12 protein-coding genes and 1 tRNA gene are annotated in these 17,058 nt (G+C 55.3%); 12 read left to right on the top strand and 1 reads right to left on the bottom strand.

The window, feature by feature from the left end; translation table 11 throughout:
- Positions 1–4 precede the first annotated feature (4 nt).
- The 3 genes from ACZYSM_RS27430 to ACZYSM_RS27420 all read left to right on the top strand — a co-directional run bounded on the left by ACZYSM_RS27430 (position 5) and on the right by ACZYSM_RS27420 (position 5,438).
- Positions 5–1,687: a DUF8451 domain-containing protein gene (locus ACZYSM_RS27430; RefSeq protein ID WP_489076542.1), complete on the top strand. Its 1,683-nt coding sequence runs from the start codon at positions 5–7 to the stop codon at positions 1,685–1,687.
- Positions 1,688–1,760: 73 nt separating this feature from the next.
- On the top strand, positions 1,761–4,946 hold the full coding sequence (locus ACZYSM_RS27425) for a type I restriction endonuclease subunit R (RefSeq protein ID WP_489076540.1): 3,186 nt from the start codon (positions 1,761–1,763) through the stop codon (positions 4,944–4,946).
- A 36-nt stretch (positions 4,947–4,982) separates the two neighbouring features.
- Positions 4,983–5,438, top strand: a complete 456-nt coding sequence (locus ACZYSM_RS27420) for a hypothetical protein (protein WP_489076538.1) — start codon at positions 4,983–4,985, stop codon at positions 5,436–5,438.
- Between the two features lie 85 nt (positions 5,439–5,523).
- Here the strand turns inward: ACZYSM_RS27420 and gabP are convergent, their stop codons facing one another.
- Positions 5,524–6,915: a GABA permease gene (gene gabP / locus ACZYSM_RS27415; protein ID WP_489076536.1), complete on the bottom strand. Its 1,392-nt coding sequence runs from the start codon at positions 6,913–6,915 to the stop codon at positions 5,524–5,526.
- 556 nt (positions 6,916–7,471) lie between these two features.
- Between gabP and ACZYSM_RS27410 the strand changes: the two genes are divergently transcribed.
- The 9 genes from ACZYSM_RS27410 to ACZYSM_RS27370 all read left to right on the top strand — a co-directional run bounded on the left by ACZYSM_RS27410 (position 7,472) and on the right by ACZYSM_RS27370 (position 16,932).
- Positions 7,472–8,245 carry an ABC transporter ATP-binding protein gene (locus tag ACZYSM_RS27410; RefSeq protein WP_489076534.1) on the top strand — a complete coding sequence of 258 codons (774 nt, stop codon included), beginning with the start codon at positions 7,472–7,474 and terminating at the stop codon, positions 8,243–8,245.
- 13 nt (positions 8,246–8,258) lie between these two features.
- Complete coding sequence (locus ACZYSM_RS27405) at positions 8,259–9,011, top strand: ABC transporter substrate-binding protein (protein ID WP_489076532.1); 753 nt, start codon at positions 8,259–8,261, stop codon at positions 9,009–9,011.
- A gap of 86 nt (positions 9,012–9,097) precedes the next feature.
- Positions 9,098–9,793 carry an ABC transporter permease gene (locus tag ACZYSM_RS27400; protein ID WP_489076530.1) on the top strand — a complete coding sequence of 232 codons (696 nt, stop codon included), beginning with the start codon at positions 9,098–9,100 and terminating at the stop codon, positions 9,791–9,793.
- Positions 9,790–10,479: an ABC transporter permease gene (locus tag ACZYSM_RS27395; protein WP_489076528.1), complete on the top strand. Its 690-nt coding sequence runs from the start codon at positions 9,790–9,792 to the stop codon at positions 10,477–10,479. Before ACZYSM_RS27400 ends, ACZYSM_RS27395 begins: the two co-directional genes overlap by 4 nt.
- A complete protein-coding gene (locus tag ACZYSM_RS27390) occupies positions 10,460–11,689 on the top strand; it encodes a methyltransferase (protein ID WP_489076526.1) in 1,230 nt (409 codons plus the stop codon). The genes ACZYSM_RS27395 and ACZYSM_RS27390 overlap by 20 nt, the downstream gene beginning before the upstream one ends.
- Positions 11,690–11,999: 310 nt before the next feature.
- Positions 12,000–13,241: a nucleoside deaminase gene (locus tag ACZYSM_RS27385; protein ID WP_489076524.1), complete on the top strand. Its 1,242-nt coding sequence runs from the start codon at positions 12,000–12,002 to the stop codon at positions 13,239–13,241.
- Between the two features lie 341 nt (positions 13,242–13,582).
- Positions 13,583–13,658, top strand: a tRNA-Thr gene (locus ACZYSM_RS27380).
- Between the two features lie 171 nt (positions 13,659–13,829).
- Positions 13,830–15,152 (top strand): tyrosine-type recombinase/integrase, encoded by a 1,323-nt coding sequence (locus ACZYSM_RS27375; RefSeq protein ID WP_489076522.1) that lies wholly within the window; start codon positions 13,830–13,832, stop codon positions 15,150–15,152.
- 874 nt (positions 15,153–16,026) lie between these two features.
- The gene (locus ACZYSM_RS27370; protein ID WP_489076520.1) at positions 16,027–16,932 is read left to right on the top strand and encodes a hypothetical protein; all 906 of its coding nucleotides are present in this window, start codon (positions 16,027–16,029) and stop codon (positions 16,930–16,932) included.
- Positions 16,933–17,058 lie beyond the last annotated feature (126 nt).

Raw genomic sequence — 17,058 nt, 5'->3', positions numbered from 1 at the left:
CCCGATGAACGAAGCCGCCCTCCAGCACTATCTCCGCGAGCAGTTCCCCAAAGAGAACGCCGCCTGCGAGTGGAAGGAGTTCAAGAACCTCACCCATGCTGTGTCCGGGCGTAAGGGCGAAGATATTGCCAGCTACCTGTCGGCGATCGCCAATATGGCCGGTGGGCATTTGGTGATTGGGGTGGAGGACGCTTCGTTACGCATCGTCGGCATCCAGCAGTTTCACGACTACACGCCGGAGAACATTCGTCAGCGCTTGCTGGGACGTTGCAGCAATCTGGACTCGGAAGGCTTTCGCGTCGAAAGCTTCACGACTAGCGATACCCATAAAACGGTGTGGCTCTTTCATATCCCATTGCATCGGCCGCGATTGCCGGTGTACGCCCACGACAAAGCCTGGCAGCGCCTGGATGACGCGCTGGTTGAAATGCGTCAGGAACGGCTGGAGGCGATTCTGAATGAGCCGGTCGATACCCGCGATTGGTCCGCCGAGACGGTAGAAGGCGCAACCCTCGCCGATCTGGATGAGCATGCCCTGAGCGTGGCGCGGGAGAAATTCGCGGAGAAGTACCGTAACGCATCATTTGCTGCGGATATTTCCACTTGGGACACCGCAACCTTTCTGGACAAGGCAAAGATCACTATTCAGGGGCACATCACTCACACCGCGTTGCTGTTACTGGGCAAGCGAGAGGCCAGTCATTTTCTCCCGACGCTGGCTCAGATCACCTGGAAGCTGGTGGGCGAAGAGCAGGCTTACGAACACTTCGCCCCGCCCTTCTTGCTCGCCACCACCCAAGTGCTGCACCGCATCCGCAATATCGGCTACAAGCTGTTCCCGCAAAACCAGCTACTGGCCACTGAGGTGAGCAAGTACGACACCCGAGTCATCCTCGAAGCCCTGCATAACTGCATTGCGCATCAGGATTATCAACTGCGCTCACGCATCATCGTCACCGAGCGCATCGACCGGCTGGTGTTCGAAAATGCCGGTGGTTTCTTTGAGGGGCAGCCTGAGGACTATTTCAGCGGCGAGCAGACCCCAAGCCGCTACCGCAATCCTTGGCTGACCCAGGCCATGGTCAGCCTGAATATGATCGACACCATGGGCTTCGGCATCCGCACCATGACCCTGTCACAGCGCAGCCGCTATTTCCCACTGCCGGACTACAGCAAGTCCGAGGCGAAGAAGGTGGTGCTGGAAATTTACGGGCATGTCATAGACGAAAACTACACCCGTTTGCTGCTGGAAAATCAGGATCTGCCCCTGAACACAGTGATGCTGCTGGACCGGGTTCAGAAAAAACAGCCGATCACTGACGATGCCGCCGCTTTGCTGCGCAGGGAAGGGTTGATCGAAGGACGAAAACCGAACTACTACACTGCCGCGCAGGTAGCGCAAAGCACCGGTAACAAAAGCGATTACATTCGCAACCGGGCTTTCAATGATGCGTATTACAAGGACCTGATTCTCGACTACCTAAGGCACTATGGATCGGCTTCACGCGCTGAACTGGTTACGCTAATCCTAGACAAACTTTCAGATGCTTTAGACGAAAAACAGAAGCAGAACAAATTTCGAAATCTGTTGAATGCCATGTCGACACGCGACCAAACCATTGAAAAGTCGGGTGGTTTACACAAAGGTCGGTGGGTTCTGAAGCCTTCACCAAGCATCTTTATCTAGACAAACTCTAGACAAACTCTAGACAAACTTTCCCCGCTCATACCGGGACCTGATTAGCTGTGAAGGATCGCACATGTCCCACATCCACCACGAATGCGAGCTGGAACGTCATATCGTCGAGCAATTGAATGCGAGCGGTTGGCGGGTCGGAAAATCCGCCGGTTATGACGCCGCCAAGGCACTTTTTACCGAAGACGTATTCGGCTGGCTGAACGACACCCAGCAACCCGCCATGGGAAAGCTGCGGGCCATCAATGGTGAGAACACCCGAAACGTCTTGCTCGAGCGGCTGGTGAAACAGCTAGAAAACAAAGATGGCGGCACCATCAATGTGCTGCGCTATGGCTTTCAGATCGCTGGAGCGGGCACGCTCGCGATGAGCCAGGCGCGCCCGGAAGATGCTCGCAATGACACGGCCATCGAGCGCTACGCCGCCAATCGCTTGCGCGTGGTGCCACAGTTGCGCTACTCCCAGGACAAGACTGATGAAATCGACTTAGCGTTTTTCATCAACGGCATTCCGGTTGCGACGGTTGAACTGAAGACCGATTTCACTCAGTCCGTCGAAGCCGCCATGCAGCAATACTGCGATGACCGGCCGCCCAAGAGCGGAAAAACCGGCCTTGCGGAACCGCTGCTGGCTTTCCGCCGAGGCGCCGTGGTGCATTTCGCGATGAGTGACAGCGATATCCGCATGACCACCAAACTGGCGGGTGTGTCGACGTTCTTCCTGCCATTCAACCGAGGCAACAAGGGTGCTGCTGGCAACGAGCCGGGGAAGAATGGCGGCTACCCGGTGAGCTACTTCTGGCAAGAGGTCCTGCAAAAAGACAACTGGCTGCGGATCTTCCATCGGTTCGTGCTACTGGAGCGCAAGGATGCCCAAGATGCGACCGGCAAAGCATTTTTCAAAGAAATGCTGATCTTTCCACGCTTCCATCAATGGAAATGCGTGACAAAAATAATCGACTTCGTGCATCGGGAAGGTGCCGGGCAACCGTACCTGATCCAGCACAGCGCGGGCTCAGGCAAGACCAACACCATCGCCTGGACCGCCCACTCGTTGATTCGTGTGCGTCGCCCCGATGGAGAGCCTTATTTTCATAGCATCATCGTGGTCACCGATCGGCAGGTGCTGGATAAACAGCTGGCGGACGCCATCCAGCAGATCGAACACCAAGCGGGCCTCGTGCATGCTATCGACCGTGAGTCCTCCAGCCTGCCCAAGAGCCAGCAACTGGCCAAAGCAATGCTGGACGGTACGCCGATCATCGTTTGTACCCTGCAGACTTTTCCTCACGCTCAGAAAGCCATTCTCAGCGAGCAGAGTCTGCGCGGCCGACGTTTCGCGATCATTATTGACGAGGCCCATAGTTCGACTGGCGGCACTACTGCAGACGACTTGCGCTACGTGTTGACCGGACAAAGCGAAGAAGAGTGGGAGCAACTGAGCAAGGAAGAGCGTCTTTCCGTGTGGCAGTCCTCACGTCAGCGACCCGGCAATGCCAGTTACTTCGCGTTCACCGCCACACCAAAACATTCAACCTTGAGTCTGTTTGGCCGGCCACGTAAGTCAGAACAGCCTGTCAGCACCGAGAATCCCCCGGCGCCGTTCCACCTTTACACCATGCAACAGGCCATCGAAGAAGGCTTCATTCTCGATGTGCTGAAGAACTACAGCAGTTATAAAGTGGCATTCAAAATCGGCTCGGCATTCATGGAGAGTCAGGACGAGCGAGTTGATGAGAAGAGTGCCAACCGAGCGCTGGCCAAATGGCTTTCACTGAACCCGGTTAACGTTGGCCAAAAAGTCGAACTGATCGTCGAGCACTTCAAGAAGAACGTCAGCCACCTTTTGGGCGGTCAGGCCAAAGCCATGATCGTGACCTCATCTCGCGCCGCAGCCGTGAAATATCACTTGGCCCTGGAAGACTATTGCCAGCGAAATGGCTACACCAGCATCAAAGCAATGGTGGCGTTCTCCGGCGATGTACCAAACCAGGAAGTGAAAGCTCAAGGCTTCAAGGGCGATCATCCGTTCAGCGAAACCAACCTCAATCCAGGTCTCCATGGCCGGGATATGCGCAAGGTCTTCGACACTCTGGAATACCGGGTGATGATCGTCGCCAACAAATATCAGACCGGTTTTGACCAGCCAAAACTGGTTGCCATGTACCTGGACAAGAAAATCTCCGGCGTTGAAGCCGTGCAAACCCTGTCCCGCCTCAACCGGACCTATCCCGGTAAAGACAAGACATTTGTCATCGACTTCGCCAACGAGTCAGAAGAAATCCTGAAGGCGTTCAAAACGTTCTACCGCGACGCACAAGTGACCGATATTCAAGACCCGAATATCGTTTACGACATCAAGCAACGTCTTGATGGAATGTTCATTTACGAGACCGCTGAAGTCGACGCGTTCGGCGATGCCATCGTCGACCGCAAGGTCACCCACCAGAAACTCTACTTCCTCACTCAGCCCGCGACCGACCGCTTCAATGGCAAGCTCAAGCTGCTTAATGACGGCATCGATCAGTGGGAGAAAGCCTGGGAAATCGCCAGCGACGAAGGCGACGAGCAAGACATGCAGCACGCCGATGTACAGCGAGCTGAGTTCGCCAAGAAACGCGATGAGTTGATGATTTTCAGCGAGAGCCTCACCAAATTCGTACGCACTTACGAGTACGTCGCTCAATTGGTTGAGTTTGCTGACCCTACGCTGGAGGCCTTCGCCAGTTATGCGCGACTTCTACGCAAACGCCTGAAAGGAATCAGTTCCGATCAAGTTGATCTGGCCGACCTCACTCTCAGCCACTTCAAGATCAACAAAGGCACGACGTTGGGAGGCGTTGTAGCGACCGGTGAAACGCCAGGCCTCTACGGCATAACCGATAACGGTTTGCGCGACGCTCGTGACCGTGAAAAAAGATACTTGTCTGAGCTGATCGATAAGCTCAATGAAGCCTTTGGTAAAAACATCACCGACACGGACAAAGTCGCCTTTGCCGTACATGTTTCCGAAAAACTACGGACCGACAGCGTGGTGATGGATCAAGTACAGAACAATACGCGCGAACAGGCCATGAAAGCCGACCTACCGATGAAAGCCATTCAGGCTATCGCTGGAGCAATGAGTAGCCATCAGACAATGGCGACACAACTGCTAAGTGACGAATCCACGCGCGATCTGTTTTTGACTGTGGTGTATGAATTATTGAAAAAAGATGCCGGCTCTGGTTTGCTTGAACAAGCCCGCTAGCGCTCTCCCTTAACTCCTGAAAAACGACCGAAACCCATGGCATCACTGAATAAACAACAGAAACGCGCCAAACGCGCAAAGGTTAAAGCCAAGCAACTGCGCATGGGGATCAGAAGACCCACGGCAATGCACGACGATCCGACCGACATCGGCGATGAGCAAATTCCGAAAGACATCTTGACGATGTTCGGTCTTATGCAGGAAACGGAAAAGACCGGTCGCGTAGAGATGCTGGTGAACATGCTCCACTCGCTCAGCAAAATCATCGAGGACCAGCCGGAACTGCTGGACATGGAAAATGCCGAGAACGAGGCAATGGCCGCCACTCACCTGGCCGCGGACATGCTGATTGATTACCGCATGTGGGCCGACGGTGTTGATCGCGAGCAAGCCCAGCGCTGGCTTGAAGATCCTGAAGTCATAAGCGATTTCGGGACTGCGCTGGACAGCTACAAAAAAGCACTCGATGTGCTTATGGGAACGAACGAGTAAACCCATTCGTTAAAGCACCCAGTAACAAAAACGGCCGCTGTCAGGAATGACAGCGGCCGTTTTCATTAAGCGATGAATCAAACCATCAATTCAACACCACCGCCCCACGCTTCTCGATCTTGCGACGACGTGCCACCAACAGGCCCGCAGCCACCACCAGAAGACTCAGCAGACCGGTAGCGAGGATCTCTACGCGATGCTCTTCCTGGAACAGCATGATGGTCAGCACACCGACGATGAACACAATCACCGCGTAGGTCAGCCCTGGGAACAGCCACATCTTGAAGGCGATCTTCTCACCCGCGGCCATGCGCTTCTGGCGCATGCGCAGTTGGGATACCGCGATTACCAGGTACACCAACAAAGCGATGGCGCCGGAGCTGGCGAGCAGGAATTCGAATACCGCAGCCGGGGCCACGTAGTTGGCGAATACCGCAAGGAACGCCGCCGCGGTGGACAGAATCACTGCCCAGTACGGTGTGCCGCTGTTGTTGGTGATTTTGGCGACTGCCGGTGCATCGCCGCGCTTGCCCAGGGAGAAGAGCATGCGCGAGGCGGTGTACAGCGCCGAGTTCAGGCAGCTGGTTACAGCGACCAATACCACCAGATCAACGATCAGTTTGGCGTTAGGAATACCCATGCGGTCGAGCACGGTCTGGTAGGAACCGACTTGCGCCAGGCCTGCGTCATTCCATGGCACCAGCGCTACAACGATGAAGATCGACACCAGGTAGAACAAGCCAATCCGCCAGATCACCGAGTTGGTGGCCTTGGAGATTTGCTGACCAGGGTTCTTCGATTCGGCAGCGGCGATGGTGACGATTTCGGTGCCCATGAACGAGAACATCGTGGTCAGAATTGCGGCCAGAACCGCGCCCATGCCGTTGGGCAGGAAGCCTTGGGTATCGAACAGGTGCGAGACGCCGCTGACCTGGCTGCCTGGCAGCAGGCCGAAGATCGCCAGTACGCCGAGAATGATAAATCCAATGATCGCTATGACCTTGACCAGCGCAAACCAGAATTCGAACTCGCCGTAATTCTTCACGCTGCACAAGTTGGTCGCCGTCAGCAGCAGAGTAATGACCAGCGTGAAAGCCCAGATCGCCATGCCGGGAAACCAGGCGTGCAGAATGGTCGCGGCAGCGTTGGCTTCCAGCGGGATCACCAACACCCAGAACCACCAGTACAGCCAGCCGATGGTGAAACCGGCCCAGTGACCGATCGCCCGATCGGCATATGTAGAGAATGAACCGGTATCCGGCGAAGCAATGGCCATTTCGGCCAGCATGCGCATTACCAACACCACCAGAGTACCGGCGGCGGCATAGGCCAACAGCACAGCGGGACCGGCAGCGGCGATGGCGTGTCCGGAGCCTACAAACAGGCCGGCGCCGATGACTCCGGCGATCGACAGCATGGTCACATGTCGCGGTTTGAGGCCCTGGTCGAGGCCATTAGAGCTTTGGGTATTGCTCATTGAAACTACCTTTGCGATGAAGAGCGATTCAGTCCACTCCGTCTGCAGACTTTCTCGTAAAAAGAATCCAACGGAGCGTTCCTTATTTTTTACGCAAGATTTGCGCCAAAATGTAACAGAACCCCTGACTACGGGGTCTCCAGGACGAACGGTCGGTTATCGCAAGCCATTGAGTTTAATGGCTATTCGCCACAGCGTTACCCAGCACCCCACTTCAAGAACGAAAGGCCGCACCAGAAACACACTTCAAATGCAGGTCATGCACAATTAAGGGGCAGATGTGGGACCGTTTGGCTGCTTAGCGCTTCCAACACCCGGCCAAAGCTGGCACCATCGCGCCCTTTTTTACGCGACACCCGCCGGGGTAAAGGTTCAAACGAGTGTTCGGTTGTTGATGGCGCGACAGACTGCTGCGCCAATGCGACAACCTGCCACATGCCACCCGTTTACCCCCTGTAGTGCTGTTGGCTGTCATTCAAACGCCATGCTAGCTTGGCCGCCTCGCCAGGAAGGCCGCCAACATCAGGAGCACAATAGAACACTATGAGGACCGCACATGGCTGAGGCCACGCCCGCGCTTGAAATCCGCAACTTGCATAAACGCTACGGCACGCTTGAGGTACTCAAAGGTATCTCGCTGACCGCACGCGACGGCGACGTGATCTCGATCCTGGGTTCCTCCGGTTCCGGCAAGTCCACTTTCCTTCGTTGCATCAACCTGCTGGAAAACCCGCATCAGGGCCAGATTCTGGTGGCTGGCGAAGAGCTCAAACTCAAAGCCGCGAAAAACGGTGAGCTGGTCGCTGCCGATGGCAGGCAGATCAACCGCATGCGCAGCGAAATCGGTTTTGTGTTTCAAAACTTTAACCTCTGGCCGCACATGAGCGTGCTCGACAACATCATCGAAGCACCGCGCCGCGTACTCGGGCAGAGCAAGGCCGAAGCCACCGAAGTCGCTGAAGCCTTGCTGGCCAAGGTCGGCATCGCTGACAAACGCCACGCCTACCCCGCGCAACTCTCCGGTGGGCAGCAGCAACGCGCGGCCATCGCCCGCACCCTGGCGATGCAACCCAAAGTCATTCTGTTCGATGAGCCGACCTCGGCCCTTGACCCGGAAATGGTTCAGGAAGTACTTAATGTGATCCGCGCGCTGGCCGAAGAAGGCCGCACGATGCTACTGGTCACCCATGAAATGGGCTTCGCCCGTCAGGTTTCCAGTGAAGTCGTGTTCCTTCATCAGGGTCTGATCGAAGAGCAGGGGTCGCCGCAGCAGGTGTTCGAAAACCCGCTTTCGGCGCGCTGTAAACAATTCATGTCCAGCAACCGCTAACGGAGCAATACCCATGCAGAGCTATAAAAAATTCCTCTTGGCCGCTGCCGTTACCCTGGCGTTCAGCGCCACCGCTGCTGCCGAAACCCTGAAGATGGGCATCGAAGCGGCCTACCCGCCGTTCAACAATAAAGATGCCAGCGGCCAGGTCGTCGGTTTCGACGTCGAGATCGGCAACGCCCTGTGCGCCAAGATGAAAGCCGAGTGCTCCATCGTCACCTCCGACTGGGACGGCATCATCCCGGCCTTGAACGCGAAGAAGTTCGACTTCCTGATCTCCTCGATGTCGATCACTGAGGAACGCAAGCAAGCCGTCGACTTCAGCGATCCGTACTACTCGAACAAACTGCAGTTCATCGCGGCTAAAAAAGACGCCGACTTCAAGACCGACAAAGACTCTCTGAAAGGCAAAGTCATCGGTGCCCAACGCGCGACTCTGGCCGGTACCTGGCTGGAAGACCACCTGGGTGACGCGGTCGAGATCAAACTCTACGACACCCAGGAAAACGCCTACCTGGACCTGACTTCCGGCCGCGTCGACGCGATCCTGGCGGACAAGTACGTCAACTATGAGTGGCTCAAAAGCGATGCCGGCAAAGCCTACGAGTTCAAGGGCAACCCGGTGGAAGAAAGCGACAAGATCGGTATCGCTGTACGCAAAGGCGACCCGATTCGCGAAAAGCTGAACGCTGCACTGAAAGAAATCGTGGCTGACGGCACCTACAAGAAAATCAACGACAAGTACTTCCCGTTCAGCATCTATTGATACTGACTTGCCTGGCCGGCGACGCAGCCTGACGCTCGCGTCGCCGGTCCTTAGCAAAGCCTGCTGCGATTTAAAAAAAGAATTCCATGAATATCGATCTCTACGGATTCGGCCCGGCGCTCGCCGCTGGCGCGTTGATGACCGTCAAACTGGCTCTCTCGGCATTGTGCCTGGGGCTGGTTCTCGGTCTGCTCGGCGCCTTGGCCAAGACTTCCCCGTACAAGCCGCTGCAATGGCTTGGCGGTACTTACTCGACGCTGGTTCGCGGTATCCCGGAACTGCTTTGGGTGCTGCTGATTTACTTCGGCACAGTCAACCTGATGCGTGCGCTGGGCGAGTTTTTCGGTAATCCCGATCTGGAACTCAATGCCTTCGCTGCGGGCGTAATCGCCCTTGGCTTGTGCTTTGGCGCCTACGCCACGGAAGTCTTTCGCGGCGCGATCCTGGCGATCCCCAAAGGCCATCGTGAAGCAGGCGTGGCCCTCGGCCTGTCGAAGTTTCGGATTTTCACCCGGCTGATCATGCCGCAAATGTGGCGCATTGCCCTGCCAGGGCTGGGCAACCTGTTCATGATCCTGATGAAAGACACCGCCCTGGTGTCGGTGATCGGCCTGGAAGAAATCATGCGTCACGCGCAAATCGCGGTGAACTTCTCCAAACAGGCGTTCACCTTCTATATGTTCGCTGCCTTCATGTACCTGGGCCTGACGATTCTTGCCATGACCGGCATGCACTTTCTGGAAAAACGCGCCGCTCGCGGCTTCGCGAGGAGCACGCAATGAACTGGGAAGTGATCATCAAATGGCTGCCGAGACTGGCGCAGGGCGCAACCCTGACCCTGGAACTGGTCGCCATCGCCGTCATCCTCGGCTTGTTGCTGGCCATTCCGCTGGGCATCGCCCGTTCGTCGCGGCACGTGTACGTACGCGCCCTGCCTTACGCCTATATCTTCTTCTTCCGTGGCACGCCGCTGCTGGTGCAGCTGTTCCTGGTCTACTACGGCCTGGCGCAGTTCGACGCTGTGCGTGAGAGCGCTATGTGGCCTTATCTGCGTGATCCGTTCTGGTGCGCCACCGCCACCATGACCTTGCACACTGCCGCCTACATCGCCGAGATCCTGCGTGGCGCGATCCAGGCCATTCCACCCGGCGAGATCGAAGCGGCGCGTGCCCTCGGCATGTCACGGCCCAAGGCGCTGTTCTACATCATCTTGCCGCGTGCAGCGCGGATCGGTTTGCCGGCCTACAGCAACGAAGTCATCCTGATGCTCAAGGCCAGCGCCCTGGCCAGTACCGTTACCTTGCTCGAACTGACCGGCATGGCCCGGACCATCATTGCGCGGACTTACCTGCCAGTGGAGATCTTCTTCGCTGCGGGCATGTTCTACCTGCTGATGGCCTACGTGCTGGTGCGCGGCTTCAAGCTGCTGGAGCGCTGGTTGCGCGTCGATGCCTGTCAGGGACGCTGATCTACCGCCGGTGTTGAAGGGCGAGCCACTGCTCGCCCGTTTCAAGGCACTGGATGCGTTTTTGATCGAGCATCAAGCGTTGTGGCGACCGCGTCCTTTCACCCATCAGCAACTGCCGTGGGAAGCACAGCATCCCGAGCTGGCCAACTGGCTACGGCAACGCTCGCTGGACGACGCTGAAGCCAGCCACAACCATCCGCAACACCTTGACGCCCCTGCGCCGTTTGCGGGTCTGGCGGCCACGTCCGCCACCCTCAGCGCTGTTGGCGAACTACCCAGGCATCCGCTCGATCCTGCCACTCGACGCTTGAACGTCGATGTACCCGGGCGCAAATGGCAGCAGATCGAGGCCTTCGCCGGTTGCCTGCAATTTGCCGAAGAACCCAAACACTGGCTCGACTGGTGTTCAGGCAAAGGCCATTTGGGACGCCGCCTGCTTCACGCCGAACAACAGCTGACCTGCCTGGAATACGACCCGGCGCTGGTCGATGCTGGTGAGCAGCTCAGCCAGCGTCATCAGCTCCCCGTTACCCATGTCCAACAAGACGTCCTTGCACCGGACGCTGCGGCTCGCCTGACCACCGAACACACTCCGGTCGCCCTGCACGCCTGCGGCGATCTGCATGTGCGCTTGATGCAACTGGCCAGCGCGTCGGGCTGCAAGCAACTGGCCATCGCGCCTTGCTGCTACAACCGCATCCAGAGCAGCGAGTACCAGGCACTTTCCGTCGTGGCCAAAGCATCTGACCTACAGCTATCGCTCGACGATCTGGCTCTCCCTCTCAGCGAAACCGTCACCGCTGGCGCTCGCGTCCGACGCCAACGTGATACGTCGATGGCCCGACGGCTGGCCTTCGATCTGCTGCAACGGCAACTGCGCGGTTGCGACGAGTACCTGCCGACCCCTTCACTGCCCAGCGCCTGGCTGGACAAGCCGTTCGCCGACTACTGCCGCGACCTCGCCGCACTCAAGGACTTATCCACAGACGAGCAGGATTGGTCGGCACTGGAAGCTGCTGGCTGGCAACGCCTGGCGCAGGTGCGCAATCTGGAGTTGGTACGCGGCCTGTTTCGTCGACCGCTGGAACTTTGGCTGGTGCTTGATCGCGCACTGTTTCTGGAAGAGCAAGGCTACCGCGTACACCTCGGATTGTTCTGCGAAACCCCACTGACACCACGCAACCTGATGCTACTCGCCGAACGCCCGTAATCCTGGATCCATTAGTCGTCTCGCCTGTGGATAACTCTGTTGATGAATTTTTTGCGAAGCCGCTAAAAGCAAAGCCTCAGACCAAAAAACTCTATTGGTCATTTTTTGTTCACAAAATAAACGACCGAAAAAACAGCCAGTTGCGCATTAATGAGAACTGCTCCACAAAATGGTGCTTTCTCCACACTTGCGACCAGCCAGTTGTGCATAAGCACTGAAGCCAAAGGACATAAACGCGTTTGAAAAGCTGAGCTATTGTCTTCAAACGCCAGAATAGTCTGGCGCAAGGACAGCAAGGAGCTGGAACACCATGAGCACAGTGAACAGTGCGCAAGAAGCTGTAGATGCCGTTGCCGATCAGGCCATTCTCGCCGCGCTTCAACAGACCTTCGCCGTCGGCGGCGCCATCATCAATAACGCCACCGGCGAAGTCATCGTCGCGATGCACAACAACGTACTGATGCCCTTCCTGGGCAATACCACCACCTATTTCCTGCCCCACGACCCGACCGCCCACGGCGAGCGACAGCTGGTCGACTGGTATTACGAGAACGTAGCGGCGCTGAACCTTCCTACGCCCAACCAACTGACCGTCGTGACCACCCTGGACCCTTGCGCCATGTGCGCAGGCTCCCTGCTCACCGCCGGCTTCAACGTCGCCGTCAGCGCGATCGATACCTATGCCGGGATCAACTACAACAGTGAATTCAACTTCCCGTCCCTGCCGCCACAGATTCGTCAGCAGGCGCAAAACACCTGGGCGTATTACGCCATCGCCGCCCCGGTCAGCCGGCCATATCAAGGCTCGATGAGGCCGGTGTTCGGCGGCCAGGGAATCAACTCATCGGCCTACTACCTCACCGCCTCGATCTTCGACGCCAGTGTCAATACGGTGCGCGAAGCGAGCAATAACAGTGGCGTGGAACCTTCGCAGCTGAAAAACCCTGCAACGCTCCCGGCCAACAGCCCGGTGCGCAAGGCGTTGTCCAAGCTGAGCCCGTATGCCTTGACGGTTTGTTCGGCCAACCCGCGAGACCCGGGTGCGGAACTGGCACTGCCACTGTTGCAGACTGCGCAGAAAGCCAACGTCTTCAACTCCGTGGCCTTGCTCGATCCCTTCGGCAACCTGCTGGTGTGTCTGGGCGGAGTGGAGAATGAATCGCCGATCAAAACCGCCTTCATGGAAACCACACGCGGCTATGCCGTCATGCGCTGGACCTTGATGAATGACCCGGACCCACAGGTTCGCGCACAAGCCGAGCAATACCTCACGCACCCAAAGTACGGCACCTTCGTGTTCCTCTACGCCCCCGACCCGACTACCCCCCAAGCCGTGATGACCTTCGGCGCTTACGGCTCAACCATGGAAGGCCCCGTTCCCCAGAGCTACCCGTCGAACCTGCAATACGTACTGCTACCGGGTAACACCACGCCTCAGGCGCTGTCGACACTGGCGCAGAACCTGCCACCGTTCTATACCCAAAGCGTTCAAGTGGCTCCGGCTCAAGTCCTCAGCCAAGACCTGATCAATGCGGTCAAGAACGGCGTGTAGCACGTTCACGTAGCCGAAAAGGACAGGCCCGTTGAGTGATCAACGGGCCTGCAAGGCAGGCACTGAAACGGTCGGCGTGCGGTCTGGACGACTTCCAGTTCTGCTACGGCCATAAATTTAGCCGTCCCCTATCCGACGTCGAAAAAGACCTGATCGCCGCGTAGCAACGAGCCGATAAGGCCGAGGCAGAACTGCGTGCCATGAGGAACAGCCGATCGTGGCGGGCCATTCAAAAACTCAAGAATGTGCTGATTCGAAGCCGAGCTTGAGCCTCGCGTAAAAATAGTCTGTTTTCAGGGGTTTACAGAACCAAACCAATCGCTATAATCATCGCCCAACACGCCGGTATAGCTCAGTTGGTAGAGCAACTGACTTGTAATCAGTAGGTCCCGAGTTCGACTCTTGGTGCCGGCACCATACAAGGTTCCAGAGAAGGCTTTCAAAATCTCTGGAACCCCCGAAAAACCCGCCTTCTGGCGGGTTTTTTCGTTTTAGCGTTCCATCGGTTTCCGTCAGAAACTGGTGGATTCCAACCGTTTTAGGGGTAGTGTTAGGGGTAAGGTAATTCGATAAAGGGGGAGTACCCTTATGTCGCGCACCACTGCTCCACTCTCCGATTCGGCTTGCCGCTCAGCCAAGCCCACCGACCGCGCCTACAAGCTTTTCGACGGCGACGGCCTCTACCTTCTAGTCCAACCCAATGGCCGTAAAGGCTGGCGTCTCAGGTATGTAAAACCTGATGGACGCGAAGGACTAACCTCGTTCGGCAGCTACCCCGTGGTCGGACTCGCCGATGCGCGCAACAAGCGCCTAGAGGTCAAACGGATGCTGGCAAAAGGCATCGACCCCATAGAGACCAAACACCAAGCCAAGACGCAGGCCGCAATAAAAGGCCGAACCTTTGAAAGCGCCGCACTGGACTGGCACAAAGCGATGTCTGCCAAATGGGCACCGGGCCATGCCAAGACGGTTCTGAGCCGCCTCAAAACCCATGTCTTCCCGCTGATCGGTGCTCGCTCCATTGTCGATCTGGACACCCATGACCTGATGCAACCTCTGGAAGCGATCCAGAAACGCGGCACGATTGACGTCGCTTTAAGGGTACAAAACTACCTGCAAAGCATCATGCGCGAAGCGAAACGTGCTCGACAGATCGCGGCAAACCCTGCCTCCGACCTTGAAGGCTTGATCAAAGCTCCGAGGGTGATTCACCGCCCTGCTTTACCCTTATCGCGTCTGCCTGAATTGCAGGAGCTTATCGACACCTACAGAGGCCGCGCACTTACCCGGCTGACGGTCATGCTCTCGCTGCATGTGTTCGTCCGCTCCAGCGAACTGCGCTTCGCCCGCTGGAGCGAGTTCGACCTCAAGCGCGGCACCTGGGAGATACCGGACACTCGACCCGCGTTGGACGGAGTACCCTTTTCAACAAGGGGTACGAAGATGGCCGGGGACATCCACCTTGTACCCTTATCGCCGCAAGCCGTGGTCCTGCTTGAACAGATCCACGCCCTCACCGGCAAATTCGACCTGGTGTTTGCAGGCGATGCCAAGCCCTGGAAACCCATGTCTGAAAACACGGTAAACAGCGCACTTCGAAAGATGGGCTTCGACACCAAAACCGAAATCTGCGGCCATGGCTTTCGCTCAATGGCCTGTAGTGCGCTGATTGAATCAGGACTGTGGTCCGAGACCGCGATTGAAAGGCAGATGAGCCACAAAGAGCGGAACAACGTCCGCGCCGCTTACATCCACAAAGCAGAGTTCATCGAGGAGCGCAGGCTGATCATGAACTGGTGGAGCCGGTACCTGGAGGCCAACCGGCAGGAGCATGTCACTCCACACGAATTAGCGAACCAGACCGGAGCGAACGTCACTCGCCTAAAAGCAAAACGTGGCGCAACTGAGTAAGCGCTCGGTCTTCATATCTCAGTGATCCGCTTGTCCACGCAGGTCCATCCAAACAGGGCTGCAAAGCCGCCCTGTTTGGATGGACCTCACTTAAAAAATCTAAAGCCCACCCAAGGGTCTGTGGAAAACCACTGATTTCCACAGGTGGATAATTTAACCCACAGCTTCAGACGCGCCGGCATCAAGGGGGTTACACATTGTTCCCAACTCTAGGCGAAAACGAACAATCACTTACGCTGAAGGCACTAGGAACCACAAACCGAAAAGCCCAAATTGTGGACTGAAACAGTCGAACCGCAACAACCCGGTTGAAAGAGGTGTTTGCGTTGCGGCCCATAGACGCTCCTGTAAAGCTGATGGCAAAATTGTGGCACACTGCGTTGAGAGGGTGAACCTCGCCCATGGCAAGCAGCAATCTCGACCAAAATGCACATTTTGGTGGGCATCCATCGAAGAAAGGACTGGCAAGGCCCAGACCTTTAATGGAAAGCCGTCAAAGGAGCAGTAAACTTCAATCGTCAGCGAAGTTGAGAAGGAGTTCAATGAAAATCCGCGCAACGAGTCTAGCTGGCCCTCTCAACGCCAATCCCCATTGCTGTTGCCTTCGATTAGAGCTGAAAAATCGCGTAGCCTCCAAAAAACTCATTAGGCTTAACCTATACAACCTATACACACATGTCCGCTCTCTGGTTAATACCTGGGTCAAGCGTAAAGCCGTTATACCTATAAATATTTATCACAAAACCGTCCAAATCTTTAAGTGGCCACCTCTACAAAATCTAAAGATGCTTACAGTTGTAAGCTCCAACCAAAGCCGATATCAAAATAAAACAAATTCCAAAAAAAATAGTGATTCATATCTGGGAACGTTGAAATGAGCGGCTTTATTGAAAATCTCTCGCCAAAGGAATGGGAAAGTTTTTGCGAAGTAATGCTTAGACAGCATTTCGGTGCAAAAAATTTCTACACTGTCCCCGATCAAGATGGCGGAGATTTAGGCTTAGAGTTTTACACGATTGACGGGACAATATTTCAGTGCTACTACCCAGACAGCGGCATTGAAATGGGAATATATAAAAAAAGAATACAAAAGAAAATAAACGACGATCTTAAAAAACTCAAAGAAAACGAAAAAGAAATACTAAAACTAATTGACGACATCAAAATAAATCAATGGGTACTACTAACCCCTGAATTCAAGTCTAAAGACTTAATTTCATACTGTAACAAAAAGAAAAAAGAAGTAATACTTGAAGATATTTCCTATATAGAAAACTCCACATTCAAAGTAAAAATAGAGACAGCAGAGAGCTATCCCGATGGTAAGCTTTATGCTCAAGGCGTTTACAATGCAGCAATCAACATTCCATTATTAACTGTTGATGAAAGCTTACGAAATACCTGGATATCAAGTAATGCGCAGTTCTCTTCAAATATCGCAAGAAAATCCACCAAATTAATGGGTGAACGGAGTGAAGATTTCCAAAACATTATCGTTTCAAAATATATTCAGATTGATAAATTTCTTGAACAGCTTCGTGATGATCACCCAAACCTTCATGCGACAATCGAAGATAGTGCAAGAGCGCAGTTAGAAAGCATAAAAGAGAATTCCATATTCCTATCGAAGTTAGATTCTGACTTTGTAAAAAGTATTGTTGAAAACAACAAAGAAGCCTTTTCAAAGCACTCGAAATTCATGTCCGACACTAACGTTCAATCATTAACCTTTGGCTATCTTTCCAAATGGATTGCAGAGTGCTACATGGACTTTAAATAAGGCGGCCGCGACAACTGAGTGCAACACCTCACCCTCCGGTAAGGTGCCGCCATGTCCTATACAGAACTCAGCGTCGAAGAACGCGCCACGATCCAGGTCGGGCAATATCAAGATCTTAGTCAGCGC

This window comes from Pseudomonas sp. F220 (assembly GCF_057813935.1).
This window is presented reverse-complemented; position numbering and strand designations above follow the sequence as displayed.